General features: G+C 69.1%; 16 protein-coding genes. 8 read left to right on the top strand and 8 right to left on the bottom strand.

Annotated elements, in window-relative coordinates; genetic code table 11:
• Positions 1 to 458 precede the first annotated feature (458 nt).
• Positions 459 to 773: a hypothetical protein gene (locus WS69_RS33685; protein ID WP_156438335.1), complete on the bottom strand. Its 315-nt coding sequence runs from the start codon at positions 771 to 773 to the stop codon at positions 459 to 461.
• Between WS69_RS33685 and WS69_RS22790 the strand changes: the two genes are divergently transcribed.
• The gene (locus WS69_RS22790) at positions 772 to 2,187 is read left to right on the top strand and encodes a CoA transferase (protein ID WP_059472947.1); all 1,416 of its coding nucleotides are present in this window, start codon (positions 772 to 774) and stop codon (positions 2,185 to 2,187) included. The genes WS69_RS33685 and WS69_RS22790 overlap by 2 nt on opposite strands.
• 845 nt (positions 2,188 to 3,032) lie before the next feature.
• On the opposite strand, the gene WS69_RS22795 is transcribed toward WS69_RS22790, so the two are convergent.
• On the bottom strand, positions 3,033 to 3,968 hold the full coding sequence (locus WS69_RS22795) for a LysR family transcriptional regulator (RefSeq protein ID WP_059472948.1): 936 nt from the start codon (positions 3,966 to 3,968) through the stop codon (positions 3,033 to 3,035).
• 205 nt (positions 3,969 to 4,173) lie between these two features.
• On the opposite strand from WS69_RS22795, the gene WS69_RS22800 reads away from it, so the two are divergent.
• The 3 genes from WS69_RS22800 to WS69_RS22810 are packed head-to-tail and all read left to right on the top strand — an operon-like array spanning position 4,174 to position 7,895.
• Entirely contained in the window at positions 4,174 to 5,493 is a 1,320-nt protein-coding gene (locus WS69_RS22800; protein ID WP_059472949.1) for an MFS transporter, read from the top strand.
• Positions 5,494 to 5,515: 22 nt separating this feature from the next.
• Positions 5,516 to 6,847, top strand: a complete 1,332-nt coding sequence (locus WS69_RS22805; protein ID WP_059472950.1) for a Zn-dependent hydrolase — start codon at positions 5,516 to 5,518, stop codon at positions 6,845 to 6,847.
• A 25-nt stretch (positions 6,848 to 6,872) separates the two neighbouring features.
• Complete coding sequence (locus tag WS69_RS22810) at positions 6,873 to 7,895, top strand: histone deacetylase family protein (protein ID WP_059472951.1); 1,023 nt, start codon at positions 6,873 to 6,875, stop codon at positions 7,893 to 7,895.
• A 477-nt stretch (positions 7,896 to 8,372) separates the two neighbouring features.
• Here the strand turns inward: WS69_RS22810 and WS69_RS22815 are convergent, their stop codons facing one another.
• From WS69_RS22815 to cobA, 6 genes are all read right to left on the bottom strand, one after another.
• Complete coding sequence (locus tag WS69_RS22815; protein WP_059472952.1) at positions 8,373 to 10,562, bottom strand: hypothetical protein; 2,190 nt, start codon at positions 10,560 to 10,562, stop codon at positions 8,373 to 8,375.
• A gap of 802 nt (positions 10,563 to 11,364) precedes the next feature.
• Positions 11,365 to 12,753 (bottom strand): nucleobase:cation symporter-2 family protein, encoded by a 1,389-nt coding sequence (locus tag WS69_RS22820; protein ID WP_059472953.1) that lies wholly within the window; start codon positions 12,751 to 12,753, stop codon positions 11,365 to 11,367.
• Between the two features lie 89 nt (positions 12,754 to 12,842).
• Positions 12,843 to 12,986 carry a hypothetical protein gene (locus WS69_RS33690; protein WP_156438339.1) on the bottom strand — a complete coding sequence of 48 codons (144 nt, stop codon included), beginning with the start codon at positions 12,984 to 12,986 and terminating at the stop codon, positions 12,843 to 12,845.
• A gap of 74 nt (positions 12,987 to 13,060) precedes the next feature.
• The gene (locus tag WS69_RS22825; RefSeq protein WP_059472954.1) at positions 13,061 to 14,122 is read right to left on the bottom strand and encodes a CmpA/NrtA family ABC transporter substrate-binding protein; all 1,062 of its coding nucleotides are present in this window, start codon (positions 14,120 to 14,122) and stop codon (positions 13,061 to 13,063) included.
• A gap of 17 nt (positions 14,123 to 14,139) precedes the next feature.
• Positions 14,140 to 14,736 carry an ANTAR domain-containing response regulator gene (locus WS69_RS22830; protein WP_059472955.1) on the bottom strand — a complete coding sequence of 199 codons (597 nt, stop codon included), beginning with the start codon at positions 14,734 to 14,736 and terminating at the stop codon, positions 14,140 to 14,142.
• A gap of 109 nt (positions 14,737 to 14,845) precedes the next feature.
• Positions 14,846 to 15,670: a uroporphyrinogen-III C-methyltransferase gene (cobA, locus tag WS69_RS22835; RefSeq protein ID WP_059473071.1), complete on the bottom strand. Its 825-nt coding sequence runs from the start codon at positions 15,668 to 15,670 to the stop codon at positions 14,846 to 14,848.
• A 782-nt stretch (positions 15,671 to 16,452) separates the two neighbouring features.
• Here cobA and WS69_RS22840 point away from each other — a divergent pair.
• From WS69_RS22840 to WS69_RS22855, 4 genes are read left to right on the top strand one after another with little or no spacing between them, the layout of a single operon-like run.
• Positions 16,453 to 17,778 (top strand): MFS transporter, encoded by a 1,326-nt coding sequence (locus WS69_RS22840; protein WP_059472956.1) that lies wholly within the window; start codon positions 16,453 to 16,455, stop codon positions 17,776 to 17,778.
• 15 nt (positions 17,779 to 17,793) lie between these two features.
• A complete protein-coding gene (gene nirB / locus WS69_RS22845; protein WP_059472957.1) occupies positions 17,794 to 20,370 on the top strand; it encodes a nitrite reductase large subunit NirB in 2,577 nt (858 codons plus the stop codon).
• A 37-nt stretch (positions 20,371 to 20,407) separates the two neighbouring features.
• Positions 20,408 to 20,761 carry a nitrite reductase small subunit NirD gene (nirD, locus tag WS69_RS22850; RefSeq protein WP_059472958.1) on the top strand — a complete coding sequence of 118 codons (354 nt, stop codon included), beginning with the start codon at positions 20,408 to 20,410 and terminating at the stop codon, positions 20,759 to 20,761.
• A gap of 31 nt (positions 20,762 to 20,792) precedes the next feature.
• A complete protein-coding gene (locus tag WS69_RS22855) occupies positions 20,793 to 25,019 on the top strand; it encodes a bifunctional nitrate reductase/sulfite reductase flavoprotein subunit alpha (protein WP_059472959.1) in 4,227 nt (1,408 codons plus the stop codon).
• Positions 25,020 to 25,032 lie beyond the last annotated feature (13 nt).

A 25,032-nucleotide genomic window follows, 5' to 3' on the forward strand; every position in this document is an offset into this window, starting at 1 on the left:
GCCGACGATCCTGCAGATCGAAGGGGCGAAAGCGGCGCGGGAGGTCGCGGCGGGCGGCGGCGCGGTCTGCGGGATTTCGTTCGAAGCGTAGCGCGCGCCGGTTCGCGCAAGGCGGCCGAGCGCGGCGATCCGGCGTCGTTCGACATGGCAAGCGGAAGTCGCGCCGCCGGCGGAATGGCGGCAGGGCGCGGACGTATCTCGGCATCTATCTGGGCATCTCGGCGGACGGCAGGCTCCGTGACGCCGTTTCGTGGCGGATGGCAGGAAGTGCAGGCAGAAGACGCCTGCTCGCACGTTTCCGGTTTCTCTGCCGTGGGTGCGCCGAAATGGCGACGAGATGTCCGCGGGTCCAGCGGCAATAATAAAACCGCCTGATTGGCATTCAAATCTTGATTCTTGAAATCAACGTCGAATTTCTCGTTATTTAGAAAATACCGGCTAATGGCGCGAATCGGAATTCATGACGTGTTTCGATATCGCGCGGCTGAAAATACGCGATGCGTCGAATCATCCGCGTTGCAGAGCGGGCTTCGTCTCGGCAAGCGACCAACCGCGCTCCGTTGCAACAGGAACCCGGGTGCCGCGCCGGAAATCGAAAGCCACTTGCATGTGACGCGCGCGGTCCGATCCGTCGGACAGCGTTCATTCGAATCAGCATGCAAAAGCATACGGCCGGATAAAATAAAAATAACTTGATTGTCGGAATCAACGTTGACAGCCGAAGTTTGCCGACAATAATCTTGCTGCGATATCGACAAATCGAGAATATCCATGTCCGATCTCGCTTCTTTATCGCAATCCGAACAATCCGGCCGCGCTCGCACCGCCGCGTATCTGCACGAAATCTGGCGGGCCGCGAACGGCGATCCCGACTATCTGCGCACGTTGCGCTTCAGCGGCGTGGGCGTCCTGCCGTCGGTTTTTCCAGTCACCGATTTCGCGTCGGCCGCGATCGGCGCGGCGAGCGCCGCGGTCGCCGAGCTCGTGCATCGCGCGACCGGCAAGCTGCCCGGCGTTCACGTGGATCGCCGCCGCGCGTCGCTGTGGTTCGGCGCGTCGCTGCGTCCGCGCGGCTGGCAAGTGCCGCCGCCGTGGGACGTGATCGCGGGCGACTATCGTACCGCCGACGGTTGGATCAGGCTGCACACGAACGCGCCGCATCATCGCGACGCCGCGCTCGCGGTGCTCGGCGCGCCGCTCGACAAGGCAGCCGTCGCGCGCGCGGCCGAGCGGTGGCGTGGCGACGCGCTCGAGTCCGCCGTCATCGCACAGGGCGGTTGCGCGGCCGCGATGCACACGCAGGACGAGTGGGCGCGTCATCCGCAAGGGCGCGCGGTGCGCGCGGAGCCGCTGCTGATTCACGACGACGTGGCGGTCGAGGGCAAGCGCCCGGCATGGTCGGCGCCCGCCGAACGTCCGCTGCACGGCGTGCGCGTGCTCGACCTGACGCGCATCCTCGCGGGCCCCGTCGCCACGCGCTTTCTTGCGGGCTTCGGCGCGCAGGTGCTGCGCATTGATCCGATCGGCTGGGACGAGCCGAACACGGTGCCGGAAGTCGTGCTCGGCAAGCGCTGCGCGCGCGTCGACCTGAAGTCCGGAGAGGGGTGTGCACTGCTGCGGCGCCTGATCGGCGAGGCCGACGTGATGGTCCACGGCTACCGGCCCGACGCGCTTGAGCGGCTCGGCTTCGACGCCGACGAGCGGCGCCGGATCAATCCGGGCCTCGTCGACGTGTCGCTCGACGCCTATGGCTGGAGCGGGCCGTGGCGCGGACGCAGGGGTTTCGACAGCCTCGTGCAGACGAGCGCCGGCATCGTCGAGACGGGCATGCGCGAAACACGCGGCGAGCGTCCCGTGCCGCTGCCCGTCCAGGCGCTCGATCACGGCGTCGGCTATTTCCTCGCGACCGCCGCGATTCGCGGCCTCGCGCGCCGGCTCGCGACGGGCGTCGGGACGAGAACGCGCGCGTCGCTCGCGAGAACGGCGGTGCTGCTCGCGTCGGATGGACTGCAGGAGAAGGGCCGGCGGCCGATCGCGCCCGAAACGCCCGACGATCTGGCCGAGTGGGTCGAGGAGACGAGCTGGGGGCCGGCGCGGCGCGTGCGCGCGCCCGTGGCGGTCGACGGCGCCCCGGTGCGCTGGCCACATCCGGCGAGCGCGCTCGGTTCGTCACCCGCCGGGTGGTAGCGGGCGCGCGCCGGCGCATTCATCACGTTCACACGGGAGCGCACATATGAGCCGGATAGTCGTAGTCAGCGGCGGCGGCACGGGAATCGGTTTGGCGGCCGCGCGTCATTTCGCGCGGCAGTGCGCGCAAGTGGTGATCGTCGAGCGTCGTGCGAACGTGAACGCCTGAACGCCTGAACGCCTGAGCGCCGCGTCCGCGGCCGGTTTGCACGAGTCGCCGGCCAGTCCGTGCGCCGCAAGCCTGCCGCCGCCGCCCATCCATCGACTGCGCGGACTGCCCAGCAGATCCCGCCGCGCCCCGGCCGTCGACGGCTCAGTCCAAGGCGGCGGAACGGTCTCTGTCGCGTCGGCCGCGGCCTCGCCAGATTCATCGCTCATATCGCCACCACCGCGAGACACTCGATGAAAGCGATTGGATTGATCGGCGGGTTGAACTGGGAATCGTCGGCGTCGATCGGGAGATTCTGGCAGAAGGCGATGGCTTTCATGTCGGTTCGAATCCACAACATGGAATAGAGGCGCGCGGGCCGTCGCGCGAAACGGATGCGAAACGGGGGCGAAACGGGGGCGAAACGGGGGCGAAACGGGGGCGCGCGCCGCGGTGCACTGTGCCGGTCAGCGGCGCGAGGCATTCGCGGTCATCGTCGGCGATCGTCGGTGATCACCGGCAGTCCTTCCGGATGCGCTTGGCCGGCGCCGGTGGCGACGATGCGGCGCCCGGCGTGAGCGTCACAGCCGGCGGGCGCGATTTCAGTTTCAATGCGGTGTTGAACATCCCGGTGGCGCGTGGGCCGCGGGCCGGTGCGAGCCGGATGTGCCGCTTCGATCGGCCGGCGACGAGCCGCTCAATGCAGCATTCCCAGCCGCTCCGCCATCGGATGCCGCTGCACGTAGCACTGAAACGCCTCGATGAACACGTTCTCGGCCGCGTTCATCCGGCGCTCGCGGTTCCACATCAGAAAGATCTCGACATCGAGCAGGCCTTCCTCCGGCGGCAGCCGCCAGAGCCGCTGCCGCGCGAGGTCGTCGCGCACGATGTGCTCGGGCAGGCAGCCGATTCCATAGCCCGCGAACACGAGGCGGCGGATTTCGTCGAGACTCGCCGACGTCGCGACGATTCGCCCAGTGAAGCCGCGCTGATCGCGAAACACGGTGAGCGGCGCGAGCGCGTCGCCGATCTGGTCGCTGGTGAACGAAACGAAATTCTCGGCGAGCAGATCTTCGATTTTCAACGCCTGCCGACCGAATAAGCGGTGGTGACGTCCGCAAAACATTGCATAGCGTTGTCGCAAAAAACTGCGTAATTCGATTTTATCGACCGGCGTTCGACATAATGCGAGCCCGCAAGTCGCTGTTTTTTGCAATAAAGAAGAAAGAATATCCGCCGAACGCATGACTTCGATATGCAGATCGACGCGCGGATAGGTGCGGCGAAATTCGGCGAGAAACTCGTCGTAGACGGGCGATTCGACGCGGCTCACGCACAGCAGGCGCACCGATCCGGTCAGTTCGCCGCCGCGGTCGTCGAGCTCGTTGTCGAGCCGCGACATGTGGCCGTAGATGTCGGCTGCGATCCGGTAGACCTCTTCGCCCGCGCGCGTCGGCAGGAACTGCGCGCCGCGCCGCTGGATCAGCGTGCGGCCGAGCGAATCCTCGAGCCGCTTGAGCGCCTGGCTCACGGCCGGCTGCGTCAGGTGCAGCCGCGCGGCCGCGCGGCTGATGCTGCGCTCCTGCATGATCGCCAGATACGTTCGCAATAGATTCCAATCGAGGCGGTCCATCAGCACGCGTGCGACATGGGTTCGAATATTCGACACTTATTTTTACTCCCGGGAAACGATTTTGCATCGTAAAACTAGATTAGCGGGATTTATTCTTAAGATAATAACTTAGAATTTGACCGATTAATCCCGCTGCGCGATAAATCGCCCATTTGCCGAACCCGATTCGTTCGGCCGAGGCGGACATTTCAGCGAGGAGATCGCATTGGACCGGGGCATCCCATCGAACCTGCCGGCGCGCCAGCCGCGCCGCGCGGCCGGCGCCGCATTCGTCGGCACGATGATCGAGTGGTACGACTTCTACATTTACGCGAACGCGGCCGCGCTCGTATTCGGCGAGCTGTATTTCCCGTCGCGCGATCCGTTCACGAGCACGATGGCGTCGTTCGCGACGTTCGCGGTCGGCTTTTTCGCGCGGCCGGTCGGCGGACTGTTCTTCGGCCATCTCGGCGATCGGATCGGGCGCAAGAAGGCGCTGATGACGACGCTCGTGATGATGGGCGTCGCGACCGTCTGCGTCGGCCTCTTGCCGAGCTACGAGCGCGTCGGCATGCTCGCGCCCGTGCTGCTCGTGCTGCTGCGGATCGTGCAGGGCGTCGCGGTCGGCGGCGAGTGGGGCGGCGCGGTGCTGATGGCGGGCGAGCACGCGCCGCACGGGCGGCGCACGTTCTTCGCGTCGTTCGCGCAGCTCGGCAGTCCGGCGGGGCTCATCCTGTCGCTCGTCGCGTTTCGCGCGGTCACCTCGATGGAGCACGATGCGTTCATGTCGTGGGGCTGGCGTCTGCCGTTTCTCGCCAGCATCGTGCTGCTCGCGGTCGGCGTGTTCGTTCGGCTGAAGGTCGACGAGTCGCCCGAGTTCATTCACGAGAAGGCGATGGCGCGCACCGTCGCGCGGCCGATCGCCGAGGTGTTGCGCTCGTCGCGCGCGATGGTGCTGTTCTGCATCTGCGCGAACACGATCGGCATCGCCGGGCTGTATTTCACGAACACGTTCATGATCGCGTTCACGACGCAGCACGTCGGCGTGACGAAATCGCTGATCCTCGATTGCCTGTTCATCGTCGCGATCATCCAGTTCGTGTCGCAGCCGATCGCCGCGTGGCTCGGCGGCAAGCTCGGCGACGCGCGGTTTCTCAAGCTCGCCGCGCTTTTCGCGATGGCGTCGCCGTATCCGATGTTCATGCTCGTGCAGACGGGACGCCTCGTGCCGATGGTGATCGGCATCGCGCTCGCGACCGTGTTCCTCGCCGGCTTCTATTCGGTGATCGCGGGTTTCGTGAGCGGCGCGTTTCCGACGCGCGTCCGCTATTCGGCGATCTCGATCTCGTACCAGATGTGCGGCGCGATCGCGGGCGGCCTGACGCCCCTCGCCGGCACGTGGCTCGCGCATCGGTTCGTCGGGCAATGGTGGCCGCTCGCGGTGTTCTATACGTGCCTTGCGGCGTTGTCGCTGCTCGGTGTGATCGCGCTCGACGCGCGCAGGCATCAGCGGGCCGACGTCGCCGACGCCGTGCTCACGCGCTGATTCGCGAAGGAGGAAGGCTTCGATGTGGCAAATCGACGGTATGCGACTCTGGGACAGTTTGATGGCGCTCGCGCAAATCGGCGGCACCGCGCGGGGCGGCGTGCGTCGGCTCGCGCTGACCGATGCCGATCGGCGCGGCCGCGAGCGCTTCGCGCAATGGTGCGGCGACGCCGGGATGACGGTGCGCGTCGATGCGATCGGCAATCTTTTCGCGCGGCGCGCCGGTGCGGATGACGCGCATCCGGCCGTGCTGATCGGCAGCCATCTCGACACGCAGCCCGAAGGCGGGCGCTTCGACGGCGCGTACGGCGTGCTCGCCGGGCTCGAGCTCGTGCGCACGCTGAACGACCGCGGGATCGTCACCGACAAGCCGCTCGAGCTCGTGTCGTGGACCAACGAGGAGGGGGCGCGCTTCACGCCGGCGATGCTCGGCTCGGCGGTGTTTTCGGGCGCGATGTCGCTGGATGCGGCGCTCGCGGCGCGCGATGCCGACGGCGTCGCGCTGGCCGACGCGCTCGATGCGTGCGGATATCGCGATCCGCTGCGCGCGGCCTGGGCGCGCGGCCAGCATGCGTCGTGCGATCCGGAGCAGGTGCGCGCGATGCTGCGCGAGCGCGTCGACGCATACTTCGAAGCGCACATCGAGCAGGGCCCGGTGCTCGAGCGGCGCGGCAAGACGATCGGCGTCGTGACGGGCGGGCAGGCGATCCGCTGGCTCGACGCGACCGTGACGGGCGTCGCCGCGCACGCGGGCACGACGCCGATGCCGTATCGGAAGGACGCGCTGTTCGCGAGCGCCGAGATCGCGCTCGCGCTCGAAGCGCTCGTCGCGCGCCACGCGCCGGATGCGCTCGCGACGATCGGGCAGAGCACGGTCGAGAACGCGTCGCGCAACACGATCGCGGAGCGTGTCGTGTTCAGCGTCGATCTTCGTCATCCGGATGATGCGCGGCTCGACGCGATCGAGCGCGAACTGCGCGACGCGTGCGCGCAAATCGCCGCACGCCGCGGCGTGACGGTCGACGTCGGCACGCATTGGTCGAGTCCCGCGACGCCGTTCGACCCCGCATGCATCGCGCTCGTCGAGACGGCCGCGCAGCGCTGCGGCTACACGCACGCGCGGATCGTGAGCGGCGCGGGGCACGACGCGATCCACCTCGCCCGCTGCGTGCCGACCGCGATGGTGTTCATCCCGTGCGTCGACGGGCTGTCGCACAACGCGGCCGAGCGCGCGCTGCCCGAGCATGTCGCGGCGGGCGCGAACGTGCTGCTCGGCGCGGTGCTCGCGCGCGCCGGCGTGCACGAGCAACCGGCGCACGCTCACGCCGCCGAAATCGCGTCGCAACCGCATTGACGATCGATCGGAGAGCCGAGCCCGCATGCTGACTTATTTTCATCCGGACCAGTTGAAGCACAGTCCGCTCACCTATCTGTCGCGGGGCAAGATGCGCGCGCCGCACGAAGTGCCCGAACGGGCCGCGCGGCTCGTCGACGCGGCGAAGTCGCTCGGCTTCGACGTGCGCCCACCCGCGGACTTCGGCACGGCGCCGCTTGCGGCGGTGCACGGCGAGCGGTATCTGCGCTTTCTCGCCGACGCGCACCGTGAGTGGCTGCGCATCCCGGAGGACTGGGGGCCCGAGGTGATGTCGAACGTCTACGTGCGCGAGCCGAATCCGCTGCGCGGCGTGCTCGCGCAGGCGGCGCGCTATCTCGCGGACGGCAGCTGCCCGATCGGCGAGCACACGTATCGGGCCGCGTACTGGTCCGCGCAGGACGCGCTGGCCGGCGCGGCCGCGCTCGCCGACGGCGTGCGCGACGTATACGCGCTCTGCCGCCCGCCCGGCCATCATGCGCGCCGCGAGGCCGCAGGCGGCTTCTGCTATCTGAACAATGCGGCGATCGCCGCGCAGGCGCTGCGCGCCCGCTACGCGCGCGTCGCGATCCTCGATACCGACATGCATCACGGTCAGGGCATCCAGGAGCTGTTCTACGACCGCGACGACATACTGTACGTGTCGATTCACGGCGATCCGACGAACTTCTATCCGGCCGTCGCCGGCTACGAGGAGGAGCGCGGCACGGGGCGGGGCGAGGGCTGCAACGTGAATCTGCCGATGCCGCACGGCTCGGACGAATCGGTGTTCTTCGCGCAGCTCGAGCGCGCGAAGGCGATCGTCGAGCGTTTCGCGCCCGACGTGCTGGTGTTCGCGCTCGGCTTCGACGTGTACCAGGACGATCCGCAGTCGAAGGTCGCGGTGACGACGGAAGGCTTCGGCCGGCTCGGCGCGATCGTCGGCGCGTTGCGTTTGCCGACGCTGATCGTGCAGGAGGGCGGCTATCACCTCGATGCGCTCGCACAGAACGCAGCGGCGTTTTTTCGGCGTTATCAGGCGGCGCGCTGAGCGCGTCCGCCGGGACGGCCGGGCGGCGCAGCCGTCGCCCTGACGTTGGTTCGATTTCGTTGGTTCGGCACTAGTGGCTGATGCTAGTGCGCCGCCCGCCATCTGGTGGTGGCCCTTGGATGCAGGCGGATTTTGCCGCGCGATCGCTCGCGCGGCTTTTCTCTTTTTACGCCGCGCTTTCGTGTGGAAGCGTCGGCACGAGGTCGACGCTTCGTCGATGAGGGCCCGGCGCGGCGCGTCGCGATAGCGCGAGCGCGCCGGGCGGCGGCGATCAGCGATTGGCGATGGGTGTGCGGCGCGCGGCGCGCGATGGCCGTGCGGGCGCGCCGGCGCGCACCACGGTGAATGCCGAACCGGCCGACGTCGGGATCGACGCCGCGCCGATCCGATCGAACCGGCGCGGCGAGTCGATCTCGCATCATGCGTCGCTGCGCTCGACTCGCCTTCCAACTATCCGATTTTCAGGGCGTCGACCGATCACGAAGCCGCGCCGCGCGCGCCGCCCGTTCCGCGAGAAGCCGCCGCTTCCGTCGAGCCGTTCCGCGGCGTCACGCCGTCGGCCGCGCGGGCTTCCCACCAGTACTTGCCCGCCCGCAGCTTCGGATCCCGGATCGCCAGATACGTCGTACTCCACAATTGCGCGGCGTTCGCCTCGGTCACGTCGGTGCTGCGCGTGCCGAACGCTTCGGTCTGGTATTGCCCGTTCGCGTAGGACCACGACCACATCTCGGTCAGGCGCATGTCCTTCGCGTTCGCGATCACCTGCCAGATCTGCTGCCGCGCCTGCGTGAGCAGCGTGCGCACGTCGCCCGGCAAATCGGTGCGCGCGAGCTGCCGGTCGAGGCCCGCGACCCACATTGCCTGCTGCCACGACCAGATTACCGTGCCGTGATACGCGGAGTTCGTGAAGCGCGGCCACAGCGTCGGGTCCGCGTAGGCCGGATTCGCGATCAGCATGCCGGCGTCGGTCACGAGCCCGACCGGGAACGGCCGCATCACGTCGGTGACGATGCGGGCGAGCAGGTCCGGCGGCGGATTGCCGAACAGCAAGACGAAGCCGCCGTCCGAGTGCATGATCGGGATCGGGTAGCCGCGCGCGTCGAGCGCGATTGCGTCGAACTGCAGCGCGGCGTTCGGCGCCGTGCCGGCCGGCACGCCCGCCTGCGGCGCGTAGGCGGCGAGCTTCGCGCGCGCGTCGTTCGGCGTGACGGCGACCTGGAAGTACGGCGGGGCGGCGCGCTCCCAAACGGCTGCCGCGGCGCCCGCGTTCGCGAGGACGGCGCGCTGATCGGCGCTCAGGTACGGATCGAGCAGACCGCGCGCGAGAAAGTTGCTCGTCGCGCGCAACGCGGCCGGCACGAGCGCGACGTTGACGTCGTACGGATAGACGCCGCCGCCGATGCCGTCGGTGCTGTCGCGCCAGTTGCCGACGATCTCGCCGGGACGCAGCCGGATCAGGTTCGCCGCGAGCGCCTGCTGCGTGAACGGCTGCGCGGTCTGGACGACGCGCACCAGATTGCTGACGAAGCGGCTGCCGTTCGCGACGCCGTCGCTGCCGGCCTGCGCGAGGTACGCGGCGGCGCGCGCCTGGCCGCGCGGATCTTCGATCAGCCAGTCTTCCATGATCGGCGCGAGCATGTAGTCGCCATCGATCATCTTGTAGTCGTAGGTCGGCGTCGGATCGTTCGGGCGGCCGTGCTTGAGGTTGTCGATCAGCGCGAATTCGCCGATGCCTTCCTCGTGCGCGACCTTGCCGTCCGGCGACAGGCGGCTCAGCACCGAGCCGAGGCCGGCTTCGATCACGTCCGGCTGCAGCACGGGCATCAGCATCCGCACCGAGATCAGCGTGTCGCGGCCGAAGTAGGTGTCGTACTGCCAGGAGCCGGCGAGCAGCTTGTCGTGGAAGCTCAGGAATTCGAATACATCCTGGCTCAGCGGATCGGGGTTCACCGCCGACGTGAACAGATTCGTGTGCGTGATCGGCTGCAGCGGCGTCTCGCCGCTAAACGCCTCGATGCGCAGGCGCAGCGTCGGCGCGCCGGACGGCGATTGCAGCACGAGCTTGCCGGTGCCGTCGGCGGCCACCGTGCCGCCGCCGATCACCGTGACGCGCAACGCGTAGCCCGGCGCGCCGTCGACGCGATTGCGCTGCCACGTCGCGACGTTGTCCGACACGGACGGCTGCACGACGATGTCGGACGGCACGGTCGCGCCGCCGTTGTAGTCGCGCAGGAAGCGCACGGAGCTCAGCAGCGCCTGCTTGATCGACAGGCTGTTCACGTCGGCCGACACGTCGACGCCGATCCCGTACAGCGGCCGGCCCGCCGCGTCCTGCGTCATGACGGGCGCGATCGGCGTGTCCTGGCTCCAGTTGACGGGCTGCGACGTGTCGCCGAACCAGAGGCCCGTGCCGCTGTTGCCCGCCGGAAAGACGACGAGGAGGCGCGGTTTCGTCGACGAGCGCATCAGCAGATGTGCGGCGATCTTGTCCTGCCGGTAGAACGCATTGATCTGCCCGCCGCGGTCGAGCCTGAACGCGAGCGCGGACGCTGGCGGATCGCCGCCGCCGCCCGAAATGTCGTCGTGATCGGAGCAGCTCGCCAGAAAAGCAATGAAAAATACAAACAAACAGGTGAAGACCTTCCTCGTATCGAGACGCGCCTGCATATCCCCTCCATTTGCTCGTGGGCAAGTGAAATTGTGTCGATATGTCCGATGACCGGGCGTCGCCGGACACGCGAAAGCACTGCTGAATGACGCTTCAATCGGGATGCCTTGTGCGAGACGGCCGGATGCTCGCGCTGTCGTGCCGGCTGCGGAATGCGTGCGGACGCTGCAACGTGCGGTTGCCGTGCGCGCATGGCGCGCGTAGCCGGAGCCGCTCGGGCCGGCGGAGCCGATCTGCGGCCGCCGATCGCGAGCCGGGCGGGATGCGGATGGAGCTCGGCGCATGGATGCGCATCGAGCCGGCCGAGGGCGACGCGAGCCTATCGCGCCTCGGCGGAAACGTTCGGACTTCGGCTACGTCGCGTGCTGCGCGCTCGCTTCCACACGTAGGCGTGGGACGTCAGCACCATCGCATGCTAAATCAATCGTCACACGATTGGGGCGGGAATGCAGATCGCCATGAGCGTTGTCGATACGACTTCTTGTTAATGGCTCGGAGAAGAATTGAATTGATAATCCTGATTCAATAATCGATCGGGTCGTCCGCTCTCGATTCGCGAAAAGAGGCTTCCTGTTTCCGTGAGGATGTCGTACTGCTCTGATTGCTTTTAGCGAGTATCGATATTTCAATGGTTGGCTACATTCTTGCGATGCAATCTGGCCACCTGTCCGCTACCCGTCGCGTCCAGGTGTCGGGCGCTCGTCGTGACAAGCGAGACGGACCGGCGGCGTTCGCTTATCCGGGCCGTTCGATGCGACAGCGCGGCCAGGCATTTTTTGGCCGGGCGGCCCCGTCGGCGCTTCATTGCTTCTCCGGCAGGAACCAGTTCATCACGAGCGCGCAGATGCCGCCCGTGGCGACGCCCGATTCCAGCACGCTCTTGAGCGCGTGCGGCAGGCTGGTCAGGATCTCCGGCACTTGGGACACGCCGAGGCCGAGCGCCAGGGAGACGGCGATGATCAGCAGTGCGCGGCGGTCGAGCCGGATGCCGGCGAGGATGTTGATGCCGGAAGCGGCCACCGCGCCGAACATCACCATCGCGGCGCCGCCCAGCACGGGCTCGGGCACCGCTTGCAGGACGCCTGCGACGGAGGGAAACAGGCCCAGCAGGACGAGCATGCCCGCGATCCAGATGCCCACATGGCGGCTGGCGATGCCGGTGAGCTGGATCACGCCGTTGTTCTGGGCGAAGACGGAACTGGGGAAGGTGTTGAAGACGCCGGCCAGCAGCGAGTTGGCTCCGTTGACCAGCACGCCGCCCTTGATGCGCCGCATCCACAGCGGGCCTTCGACAGGCTGCCTGGAGATCTTGCTGGTGGCGGTGACGTCGCCGATGGCTTCGAGCGAAGTAACCAGGTAGATGATCAGCATCGGCACGAACAGCGTCCATGAGAAGCCCAGGCCGAAGTGCAGCGGCGTGGGGATCTGGAACAGCGCGGCTTCGCGCGCGCCGGTGAAGTCGAGGCGGCCCATGGCGGCGGCCGCGAGATAGCCGATCGCGAGCGCGATGACGAGCGCGGTGCTGCGCACCCAGACGACGGGCACCCGGTTGAGCAGGATGATGGTGCCCAAGACGAGGCCGGAGAGGGTCAGGTTTTCTGCGCTGGCGAAGCTGCCCTTGGACATGGCGCTGTAGCCGCCGCCCATGCTGATGAGGCCGACCTTGATGAGGGTGAGGCCGATCAGCAGGACCACGATGCCGGTGACGAGCGGGGTGATGAGGCGTTTGACGAAGGGCAGGATGCGGGAAACGCCCATCTCGACGAAGGAGCCGGCGATGACGACGCCGAAGATCGCGGCCATCACGGTTTCGACCGGCGTGCCCTGCTTGACCATCAGGCTGCCGCCGGCGATGAGCGGGCCGACGAAGTTGAAGCTGGTGCCCTGGACGATGAGCAGGCCGGCGCCCAGCGGGCCGAAGCGCCTGCACTGGACGAACGTCGCGATGCCTGAGATCACCAGCGACATCGACACGATCAGCGTCGTATCGCGACTGGGCACGCCCAAGGCCTGGCAGATCAGCAGGCCCGGCGTGACGATCGGCACCAGGATCGCCAGCAAGTGTTGCAGGGCGGCGACGATGGCGACCATCGGGGCAGGCCGGTCGTCGGGGCCGTAGACGAGATCGTGGGCGGATTCGGCGTCGTCGGCGCTGCGGGAAGCGGGTTGGGCGAGGGGGGCGGGTTGCATGGCGGAAGGGCCGGTCCAGGTGGAAAGTGCGGGATTTTAACGGGAAGGCCCCGCCTGCACCCGCCAAGCCGCCGGTTGGCTGTCCGCGCTTACGCCACCTGGGCGTGGAGTCCGCGCATCAGCGCGTCGAAGGTCGCTTGCGGCACGAGCGAGGACGGCTGAACGGCCGAGCCGTCGCGAGGGGCCGAGGGCCCTTCGCGACGCGCCTCGATGCGCGCGCGAATCGTCGACATGGCGATCGGTTCGCGCGCGCCGCCGGGCAACCGTCGCGTGATCGTGCGATCGGTCGCGTGACGACAGCCGCGCGTCAATCGACGCGCTTCGCCCCCGCCAGCGCCGCCGCCTCGTCATAGATCGCCGTCTGCGCGATGCCGCCCGCCACCGCCGCATCGTCGACGTCCCCGCTCATCATCCCCCAGCGCCGGTACTGTGACAGGAACCACATCCCATCGCTCGCGGCCGGCCGATTCACCGTTCCGTGCTCGTGGAACTTGATCGGCGCAGGCGGCTGCGCAAACGGCCCTGCGCCGTAGTCGCCGAGCAGCCGCGGCGCAATCTGCCCGACCGGCACGCCGATCGCGTCCGGCTCGGCCAGCCATGCGGCCGCCGTCACCCGGTGGTTCGAGTCGTCGAGCCATTCGCACGCATCGAGCAACGTGCGCACCAGCAGGCGCGCTGTGTTCGGATACAGCGCGACGAACTCGCGCCGGCACGCGAGCGCCTTTTCCGGATGATCGGGCCAGACTTCGCTTGTCGCCGCGACCGTCCTGCCCGCGCCGCGCGCCTCGGCGACCGCGTTCCACGGCTCGCCGACGCATAGCCCGTCGAGCTCGCCTGCCGCGAGCGCGCCGACCATCTCCGGCGGCGGAATCACGACGCTGCGGATGTCGCGCAGCGGATCGACGCCGCGCGCCGCGAGCCAGTGATACAGCCACATCGCGTGCGTGCCGGTCGGGAACGTCTGCGCGAACACGGGGCGCCGGCCGAGCGTCGCGAGCGCGGCCTTCAGGTCGCCCGACGCGCGGTAGGCGTCGGCGAGCCGGCTCGAGAACGTGATCGCCTGGCCGTTGCGGTTCAGCACCATCAGCACCGCCATGTCGGCGCGCGGCCCGCCGATGCCGAGCTGCACGCCGTAGACGAGCCCATGCAGCGCGTGCGCGGCGTCGAGCTCGCCCGACAGCAGCTTGTCGCGGATGCTCGCCCACGACGGCTGCCGGCACAGCTCGAGCGTGAGGCCATGGCGTTCGCCGAGCCCGAGCCGCTGCGCGGCGACGAGCGGCGCGGCGTCGCTCAGCGCGACGAAGCCGATGCGCAGATGGCGGCGTTCCGGTGCGTCGAGAGTCGCTGTATTGATGCGCGCTGTGTTCATGCGTATTGCACCTTCGATCAAGATTGCGTGTGCGCCGCGAGCAGCCGGCGGGCGGCCTCGACGATCCGGATGCCCTGATCCATCGCGCTGCGGCGCAGCGTCGCGTACGCGTCCTGTTCGGACAGCTTGCGGCGGTCCATCAGCATGCGCTTCGCGCGGTCGATCAGCTTGCGGTCGGCGAGCTCGCTCTCGACTTCGGCGAGCCGCTGGCGCAACTGCTCGTCGTGCGAGAAGCGCGCGAGCGCGACTTCGAGGATCGGCGCGAGCCGCCCGGCGGACAGACCCTCGATCAGATACGCGCTCACGCCCGCGCCGACCGCCGCGCGGATCAGCTGCTGGTCGGCGTCGTGGCTGAACATCAGCACGGGGCGCGGCGCGGTCGCGTTCATCACCGCGAGCTGCTCGAGCGTGTCGCGCGACGGCGATTCGGTGTCGATGATCACGACGTCCGGCCGCTGCTCCTCGACGGCCGCGGGCAGCCGCGCGGGCGTCGCGACCTCGTCGAGCATCTCGTAGCCGAGGCGCGCGAGCGTGTCGCGCAGCTCGCCGATCGGCTTGTCGGTGTCGGTGACGAGCAGCACGCGCAGCTTGGAGGATTGGTCGGTCGATCCCATGTGTCAGGCGGAAGAGGCGGGCGCGTCGCGGCGGCGCTCGCCCATGCGTTTTTTTACCATATGCGCGCGGACGCGGCGGGCAAGCGCCGGCATGCGCCGCTCGCGCCGCTCAGGCCGCGTGCGGGATTCGGCGGCGATCGGCCGCGTGCAACGCGGCGTGCGCATCGCCCGAAAGCGCGCGCGCATTCGCATGCAGCGTCGCGTGCGCGCCGTCGATCGCGAGCGCTTCGCCGATCGCGCGGCCGACGAAGATCACGGCCGGGCTGCCGAGCCCCGCTTCGGCTGCGCCGGACGCGAGATGCCCGAGCGTGCCGGTCCAGCGCCGCTCGGCCGGCGTGCCCGCCCACTGGACGACGGCGGCGGGCGTCGCGGCGTCGAGCGCCGAGCGCAGCCCCGCGGCGATCCGGTCGATGCGGCTCATTCCCATGTAGATCGCGAGCGTCGTGCCGGCCGCGGCGAGGCTCGCCCAGTCGGGCTCGCCGTGATCCTGCAGGTGCGCGGTGACGAACGTCACGCCCTGGCAGTGATCGCGATGCGTGAGCGACACGCCGAGGCTCGCCGCGGCCGCGAAGCCCGACGAGATCCCGTTGACGATCTCATACTGCACGCCCGCCGCGCGCAACGCAGCGATCTCTTCGCCGGCGCGGCCGAACAGCAGCACGTCGCCGCCCTTGGCGCGCACGACGTGCGCGCCGCGCAGCGCGTGGCGGCACATCAGCCGCTCGATGAACGCCTGCGGCGTCGACCGGCAGCCGCCGCGCTTGCCGACGCGGATCACGCGCGCGCGCGGCGCGAGCGCGGCGATGTCCGGATTGACGAGATCGTCGAGCAGCAGCACGTCGGCGGCCGCGAGCGCCTTCGCGGCCTTGAGCGTCAGAAGGTCCAGATCGCCGGGGCCGGCGCCGAGCAGCGTGACTTTGCCCATCGTGTTCATCTTCGTCTCCCCATGCCGCCCGGGCGGCGCGTCTGCGGCGAATGCGCTTCGCCAAAAAAAGAACGGCGTCCTGCGCACGCGGTCGGCGAAGCGGCCGGATGCGTAGGACACCGTTGTCCAAGTGGACCGTCCGTCGGCGGACGATCCGGAGATGCTGCGCGATCCTGCACCGGCGTCGTTGCCGATGACGCTTCACATCCAGCAATATCCGGGCCAGCGGCGGGCGCGCACGCGCCGAAGCGGCGCGAAGATGGCGCGAAGATGGCGCGATCGTGCTCGCGCGCGTTGCGGGCGAGCAGGCGTCGCGCGCGATGCGCGAGCGCTCAGACCGGCGTCGGCGCGCGGGTGCCGCCTCGCCGGCGCGGGCGAAGCCGTGGCGCAAGCGTCGGCACACGCGCCGCACGACGCGCGCGCCATCGATCGCGCGGCCTCGCCGCCGACGCGCGGCGCGCGGCCCAAAACCCGCCGCCGCACCCGCCCCCGCGCCGACATGTCGCACGCGGACAGTGCTGCATCGCACCAGATCTGTGCTTCACTGCCTCACCGCGCATCGTCGGCGCGCGGCGCGAAAACCGTGCACGTCGGCGCAATGCCGCGCCGCATCTCGTTTTCGGCTTGCTGGCACGCCGCTTGCCTAGCGATCTTCGGGCGAGTCAATGACGATTCGCTTCGCAGCACCGAATATCGATCCGCCCGGCAACGGGCTTCCTGGGCAACGGCGTCCTACGCATCCGGTCACTCGACCGGGTTCGCAGGACGCCGTTTTCGTTTGGTGAGACAAGATGTCCGACAAAGCCACCCGCATCGACCTTCTCGACTGGCGCACCGCGCCGATGCGCGCCTTTCATCTGACGTGGATGGCGTTCTTCGTGTGTTTCTTCGCGTGGTTCGCGTGCGCGCCGCTGATGCCGCTCATCGCACGCGAATTCGGGCTGAGCGCCGATCAGGTCGCGAACGTCAACATCGCGGCCGTCGCGGCGACGATCGCCGTGCGGCTCGTCGTCGGTCCGCTGTGCGACCGCTTCGGCCCGCGCCGCGTTTATGCGGGGCTGCTCGCGCTCGGCGCGATTCCGGTGTTCGCGGTGTCGTTCTCGCATGACTACCTGACGTTCCTGCTGTGCCGCCTCGGCATCGGCGCGATCGGCGCGAGCTTCGTGATCACGCAGTACCACACGTCGGTGATGTTCGCGCCGAACGTCGTCGGCACCGCGAACGCGACGGCCGCCGGCTGGGGCAACGCGGGCGCGGGCGCCGCGCAGGCCGCGATGCCGCTCCTGATCGCCGCCGCGCTGATGCTCGGATTCGGCCACGCGTTCGCGTGGCGCGCCGCGCTCGCAGCGCCGGGCGTCGCGATGCTCGTGATGGCGGTCGTCTACTGGCGCTGCACGCAGGATTGCCCGCAGGGCGATTTCGTCGCGCTGCGCGCGCGCGGCGTGACGATCGACAGCGGCAAGAAGGGCGGCTTCGCGAGCTTTTCCGCCGCGTGCGCGAACTACCGCGTGTGGATGCTGTTCGTCACCTATGGCGCGTGCTTCGGCGTCGAGGTGTTCATGCACAACATCGCCGCGCTCTATTACGTCAATCACTTCCAGCTGTCGCTGAAGGACGCGGGCCTCGCCGCCGGCATCTTCGGCCTTCTCGCGCTGTTCGCGCGCGCGCTGGGCGGCTGGCTGTCCGATCGCGTCGCCGCGCGCCGGGGGCTCGACGTGCGCGCGACGCTGCTGTTCATGCTGATCGTCGGCGAGGGGCTCGGGCTCCTGTGGTTCGCGCATGCGGGCAGCGTCGCGATCGCCGTCGCCGCGATGGTCGCGTTCGGTCTCTTCACGCACATGGCGTGCGGCGCGACGTACGCGCTCGTGCCGTTCATCGACCGCCGCGCGCTCGGCGGCGTCGCGGGGATCGTCGGCGCGGGCGGCAATGTCGGCGCGGTCGCGGCCGGCTTCCTGATGAAGGGCGTCGGCGATATCCAACAAACGCTCACGCTGCTAGGCCTATTCGTCACCGTTTCCGCGTTCTGCGCGCTCGCGGTACGGTTCAGCGCCGAGCACAAGGCTCGCGAGGCGGCGCTGCGCGACCGCGCGCTCGCCGCGAACGGCTTCACGAATTAACAGAGGGCATCCATCATGAAAATCGTCGTCATCGGTCACGGGATGGTCGGTCACAAGCTGCTCGAATGCATCGCGGCCGGCGCGCGGGACGCGTCGGCCGCGCCGCAGGTCGCGGTGATCTGCGAGGAGCCGCGTCCCGCGTACGACCGCGTCCATCTGTCCGAATTCTTCGCGGGCAAGTCGGCCGACGATCTGTCGCTCGTCGAGCCGGGCTTCTTCGAGCGTCATCCGAACTTCCGTCTGCTGCTCGACACGAAGGCGGTCGCGATCGATCGCGACGCGCACACGGTCACGCTGTCGACGGGCGAGACGCTCGCATACGACAAGCTCGTGCTCGCGACCGGCTCGACGCCGTTCGTGCCGCCCGTGCCAGGCCGCGAGCGCGCCGATTGCTTCGTGTACCGAACGATCGAGGATCTCGAAGCGATGCAGGCGTGCGGCGTGCGCGCGAAGTCGGGTGTCGTCGTCGGCGGGGGCCTTCTCGGTCTCGAATGCGCGAAGGCGCTGCGCGACATGGGGCTCGCGACGCACGTCGTCGAGTTCGCGCCGCGCCTGATGGCGGTGCAGGTCGACGAAGGCGGCGGCCGGATGCTGCGCGGCAAGATCGAGGCGCTCGGCGTGAGGGTGCACGTGGGCAAGAACACGCTCGCGATCGTCGACGGCGAGACGGGCGCGCACCGGATGGAATTCGCCGACGGCACGCATCTCGACGCCGACATGATCGTGTTCTCCGCGGGCATCCGGCCGCGCGACGAGATCGCGCGGCAGTGCGGGCTCGAGATCGGCACGCGCGGCGGCGTGGCGATCGACAGCAACTGCCGGACGAGCGATGCGGACATCTACGCGATCGGCGAATGCGCGGCGTGGAACGGCCAGACCTTCGGTCTCGTCGCGCCCGGCTACGACATGGCGCGCGTCGTCGCGCAGCAGTTCGCGGGCGGCGACGGCGCGTTCACCGGCGCGGACATGAGCACGAAGCTCAAGCTGATGGGTGTCGACGTCGCGAGCATCGGCGATGCGCACGGCAAGACGCCCGGCTGCCGCACGTACCAGTTCGCCGACGAGCGCAAAGCAGTCTACAAGAAGCTCGTCGTGTCCGAATGCGGCAAGGAACTGCTCGGCGCGGTGATGGTCGGCGACGCGGCCGAGTACGGCACGCTGCTGCAGATGATGCTGAACCGGATCGAGCTGCCGGACGCGCCGGAATTCCTGATCCTGCCGCAGGCGTCCGGCGGCGCGAAGCCGGCGCTCGGCGTCGACGCGCTGCCGGACGCCGCGCAGATCTGCTCGTGCAACAACGTGACGAAGGCGCAACTCTGCGAAGCGGTCGCGGGCGGCGCGGCGAGCATCGGCGCGCTGAAGCGCTGCACCGGCGCGGGCACGTCGTGCGGCGGCTGCGTGCCGCTCGTCACGCAGGTGATGAAGGCCGAGATGAAGAAGCAGGGCCTCGACGTCGACAACCACCTGTGCGAGCACTTCCCGCATTCGCGGCAGGCGCTCTATCACCTGGTGCGCGTCGAGCGGATCAAGACGTTCGGCGCGCTGTTGAAGAAGCATGGCCGCGGCCTCGGCTGCGACGTCTGCAAGCCGGCCGTCGCGGGCATCCTCGCATCGTGCTGGAACGAATTCGTGCTGAAGAAGGAGCACGCGGGCCTGCAGGATTCGAACGACTACTTCCTCGCGAACATCCAGCGCGACGGCACGTATTCGGTCGTGCCGCGGATGCCGGGCGGCGAGGTCACGCCCGAAGGGCTGATCGCGGTCGGCCAGGTCGCGAAGAAATACGGCCTCTACACGAAGATCACGGGCGGTCAGCGCGTCGATCTGTTCGGCGCGCGCGTCGAGCAGTTGCCGCTCATCTGGGAAGCGTTGATCGCGGCCGGCTTCGAATCGGGCCACGCATATGGCAAGTCGGTGCGCACGGTGAAATCGTGCGTCGGCTCGACGTGGTGCCGCTACGGCGTCGGCGATTCGGTCGGCCTCGCGATCGCGCTCGAGAACCGCTACAAGGGGCTGCGCGCGCCGCACAAGCTGAAATTCGGCGTATCCGGCTGCACGCGCGAATGCGCGGAGGCGCAGGGCAAGGACATCGGCGTGATCGCGACCGAGAAGGGCTGGAACCTGTACGTGTGCGGCAACGGCGGGATGAAGCCGCGCCACGCGGAACTGCTCGCCGCCGACCTCGACCGCGACACGCTCGTTCGCTACATCGACCGCTTCCTGATGTTCTACGTCCGCACCGCCGACCGGCTGCAGCGCACGAGCGTGTGGCGCGACAACCTCGAAGGCGGGCTCGACTACCTGATCGACGTCGTCGTCCACGACAAGCTCGGGCTCGCGGCGGAGCTCGAGGCCGAGATGCAGCACGTCGTCGACACGTACGAATGCGAATGGAAGAAAGCCGTCACCGATCCGGCGACGCGCCGCCGCTTCCGCCATTTCGTCAACAGCGACGCGTCCGATTCGACGATCGCGTTCGTCGAGGCGCGCGGCCAGATCCGCCCGGCGACGTTGGACGAACGCGACGCGCACGCGGCCGACGCGAGCCGCCTGCGCGAGGCCGAGGCGGAAATCACGACCGAAACGGCTTGAACGTCCCGTCATCGTCAGTTACAGCAAGGAGGACACCATGAGCAGCCATCGAGACGCATCCGCGTGGACGCCCGTCTGCGCGCTCGACGACATCGTGCCGAACACGGGCGTGTGCGCGCTCGTCAATGGCGAGCAGGTCGCCGTATTCCACGTCGACGACGGCGGCGGGTGCGGCCGCGCGTTCGCGATCGGCAACGTCGATCCGCATTCGCAGGCCGCCGTGCTGTCGCGCGGGCTGATCGGCAGCCTCGGCGAGCGGGTCGTCGTCGCGTCGCCGCTCTACAAGCATCACTTCGACCTGCGCACGGGCGAGTGCCTCGAAGCGCCGGACAAGTCGGTGAACGCGTATCCGTCGCGCATCGAGGACGGCTACGTGTGGATCGCCGCGTGACGCGCGCGAACTGATCGCGAGGCGAGCGAACATGGCGAGCGCGAGCGTGAAGACGGTGTGCCCGTACTGCGGCGTCGGCTGCGGGATGGTGCTGCACGTCGAGGACGGCGAGGTGGTCAAGGTGTCCGGCGACACCGAGCATCCGGCCAACTTCGGGCGGCTGTGCACGAAGGGCTCGTCGGCGCACGTCGCGCTGCGCAACGCGGGCCGCCTGGAGCGCGCGTTCGTGCGCGACGCGCGCGACCGCGATCCGGCGCCCGTGCCGATCGCCGACGCGATCGCCGAGACCGCGCGCCGGCTGCGCGCGGCGCTCGACGCGCACGGCCCCGACGCGCTCGCGTTCTACGTGTCGGGCCAGATGTCGCTCGAAGCGCAGTATCTCGTCAACAAGCTCGCGAAAGGCTACGTGCGCACGCCGCACATCGAATCGAACTCGCGGCTTTGCATGGCGAGCGCGGGGAGCGGCTACAAGCTGTCGCTCGGCGCGGACGGCCCGCCCGGCTCGTATCAGGACTTCGATCGCGCGGACCTGTTCTTCGTGATCGGCTCGAACATGGCGGACTGCCATCCGATCCTTTTCCTGCGGATGATGGACCGCGTGAAGGCGGGCGCGAAGCTGATCGTCGTCGATCCGCGCCGCACCGCGACCGCGGACAAGGCGGATCTCTTCCTGCAGATCAAGCCGGGCGCCGACCTCGCGCTGATGAACGGCCTGCTCTATCTGCTGCACGCGAACGGCAAGACCGACGCGGACTTCATCGCCGCGCACACCGAAGGCTGGGACGCGATGCCCGGCTTTCTCGACGCATACGCGCCGGACAAGGCCGCCGGGATCACCGGCATCGCCGAAGCCGACATCCGGCTCGCCGCGCAATGGATCGGCGACGCGCGCGAGTGGACGAGCTGCTGGACGATGGGGCTCAACCAGAGCACGCACGGCACCTGGAACACGAACGCGATCTGCAACCTGCATCTCGCGACGGGCAGGATCTGCCGGCCGGGCAGCGGCCCGTTCTCGCTGACCGGCCAGCCGAACGCGATGGGTGGCCGCGAGATGGGCTACATGGGGCCGGGGCTGCCCGGCCAGCGCTCGGCGCTCGACGACGAAGACCGCCGCTTCGTCGAGGACGTGTGGAGCCTGCCGGCCGGCACGCTCAGAAAGGATGCGGGCGGCGGCACCGTCGACCTGTTCGCGAAGATGGCCGCGGGCGACGTCAAGGCGTGCTGGATCATCTGCACGAATCCGGCGGCGACCGTCGCGAACCGCAAGAACGTCATCGCGGGGTTGCAGGCGGCGGACGTCGTGATCGTGCAGGACGCGTTCCTCGACACCGAAACCAACCGCTACGCGGACATCCTGCTGCCGGGCGCGCTGTGGGCGGAAGCGGAAGGCGTGATGATCAACTCGGAGCGCAACCTGACGCTGATGCGGCAGGCGGTCGAGCCGCCCGGCGGCGCGTGGCCGGACTGGCGGATCGTCGCGGCGGTCGCGCGCGAGATGGGCTACGGCGACGCGTTCGACTATCGTTCGGCCTCCGATGTGTTCGACGAGATCAAGCGCTTCGCGAATCCGAAGACGGGCTACGACCTGCGCGGCGCGAGCCACGCGGCGCTGCGCGACACGCCGCTGCAATGGCCTTGCCCGCCGGACGACGGGCAGGACCGCCATCCGATCCGCTATCTGAACGACGGCGCGAGCCGGCCGCGCGCGACGCTGCCCGACGGCGCGGCGCCGGCGCTCGAGTTCCCGACGCCGACCGGCAAGGCGCGCTTCTTCGCGCGTCCGCACGCCGCGGCGGCCGAGACGCCGACGCCCGAATTCCCGATCGTGCTGAATACGGGCCGCCTGCAGCATCAATGGCATACGATGACGAAGACGGGCAAGGTCGCGATGCTGAACAAGCTGAATCCGCGTCCGTTCGTCGAGATCCATCCGGACGACGCGGCCGCGCTGTCGATCGCGGCGAAGGACGCGGTCGAGATCCGCTCGGCGCGCGGCCGCGCGGTGCTGCCCGCCGTCGTCACCGATCGCGTGCAGCCGGGCGCGTGCTTCGCGCCGATGCACTGGAACGACGTGTACGGCGACGACCTGTGCGTGAACGCGGTCACGAACGACGCGGTCGATCCGGTGTCGCTGCAACCCGGACTCAAATTCTGCGCGGTCGCGCTCGCGCGCGTCGACGCGGTCGACGATGCGGGCGATGACGGCCGCGCGTCGCTCGCCGAATCGCGCAATGCGCGGGCCGGCGCGGTGTCCGGGGCGTCGTTCGAAGCCGCCGACGCCGCGCCCAAGGAACTGGACATGTCCGATATCGACACCTTCGCCGCGCTGCTGGGCGTTCCGGCTGCGGCGAGCGCGCCGCGGCTCACCGACGCGGAGCGCGTCTACGTCGCAGGCTTCGTCAGCGGCCTGCGCGCCGCCGAAGGCGGGCGGCCGGGCGGCGTGCCGGTGCTGCCGGCGAGCGCGCCGCTTGCGGGCGACACGCGTCTGTGGGTCGACGGGCTGCTCGCCGGGCTGTTCAGCCGCGTGTCCGGCGAGGCTTCGGCAGCGGCTTGCGCACGCGCCGCCTCGACGGTGTCCGCGTCGCCCGCGTCGGCCGATGCGTCGCCCGCGCCGAGCGGCGTGCGGATCGTGCGCACGCGGCCGAAGGTCGTGCTGCTGTGGGCGTCGCAGACGGGCAACGTCGAATCGCTGACCGAGCGTTACGCGACGCAATTGATGGATTCGGGCTTCGAGATCCGCGTCGCGTGCATGGCCGACTATCCGGCCGCCGCGCTCGCGAAAGCGCAGTACGTGCTGCTGATGACGAGCACGTTCGGCGACGGCGACGCGCCCGACAACGGCCAGGAATTCTGGACGGCGCTCGATGCGGCGGACGCCGCGCGGCTCGACGGCGTCCGCTACGCGGTGCTCGCGTTCGGCGACCGCAACTACGACCTGTTCTGCGGCCACGGCCGCCGGCTCGACGCGCGGCTCGCGGAGCGCGGCGCGGCGCGCCTCGTCGAGCGCGTCGATTGCGACGCCGAATACCAGCCGGCCGCCGACGCGTGGCTCGACCGCGTGATCGCGCGAATCAAGGAAGAGGACGCGGCGCTGCACGCGGTGCCGGCGGACGGGATGATCCCGTCGGGCGCGATTCCGACGAAGACGCGCCCGGCCGCGTCGCGGCTCGTCGCGAACCTGCGGCTCAACGAGCCGGGCGCGGCGAAGGATACGCGCTACGTGTCGCTGTCGACGGATGGCGCGGCGATCGAGTACGAAACGGGCGACGCGCTCGGCGTGTGGCCGACGAACTGCCCTGAACTCGTCGACGAGCTGCTGACGCTCACGCACCTGAAGCCGGACACGCCGGTGACGGTCGCGGGCGTCGGCGAGCTGCGGGTCGCCGACGCGCTCGCCAAGCACCTCGACATCACGCGGCCGCATCCGGACGCGCTCGCGTTCATCGCGTCGCGCAGCCGCGCGGGCGGCGCGCTGAAGCGCCTGCTCGGCGACGACCGCAAGGCGGACCTGAAAAACTGGCTGTGGGGGCAGCAGCTCGCCGACGTGCTGCACGAGTTTCCTGTCGAGCTGTCGGCGGCCGAGCTCGCCGGGATGCTGAAGCGCCTGCAGCCGCGCCTCTATTCGATCGCGTCGAGCCCGAACGCGCACCGCGGCGAGATCCATCTGACCGTGTCGGCGGTCCGATACAGCAACGGGCGGCGACAGCGCAAGGGCGTCGCGTCGACGTTCCTCGCGGATCGCGCGGCCGACGCGGGCGTGCCGGTGTTCGTGCAGAAGTCCGCGCATTTCCGGCCGCCCGCAAGCGGCGACGCGCCGATCGTGATGGTCGGGCCGGGCACGGGCATCGCGCCGTTTCGCGGCTTTCTGCACGAACGCCGCGCGCGCGGCGCGAAGGGGCGCAACTGGCTGTTCTTCGGCGAGCAGCATGCGGACACCGATTTTTACTACCGCGACGAGCTCACGCAGATGCAGGCGGACGGTTTCCTGACGCAGCTCGATCTCGCGTTCTCGCGCGACCAGAAAGAGAAGATCTACGTGCAGGACCGGATGCTCGAACAGGGCGCGGCGCTATGGGCGTGGCTCGCGGAGGGCGCGCATTTCTACGTGTGCGGCGACGCGGCGCGCATGGCGAAGGACGTCGACGCGGCGTTGAAGACGATCGTCGCGCGGCATGGGGGGATGACGGACGAGCAGGCGGCGGACTACGTCGCACGGCTCGCAAAGGACAAGCGTTATGCGCGAGACGTTTATTGAAGCGGAGGCGGCG

Origin of the sequence: Burkholderia sp. BDU5 (genome assembly GCF_001522845.1) — a bacterium.
Taxonomy (GTDB): Bacteria; Pseudomonadota; Gammaproteobacteria; order Burkholderiales; family Burkholderiaceae; genus Burkholderia; species Burkholderia mayonis.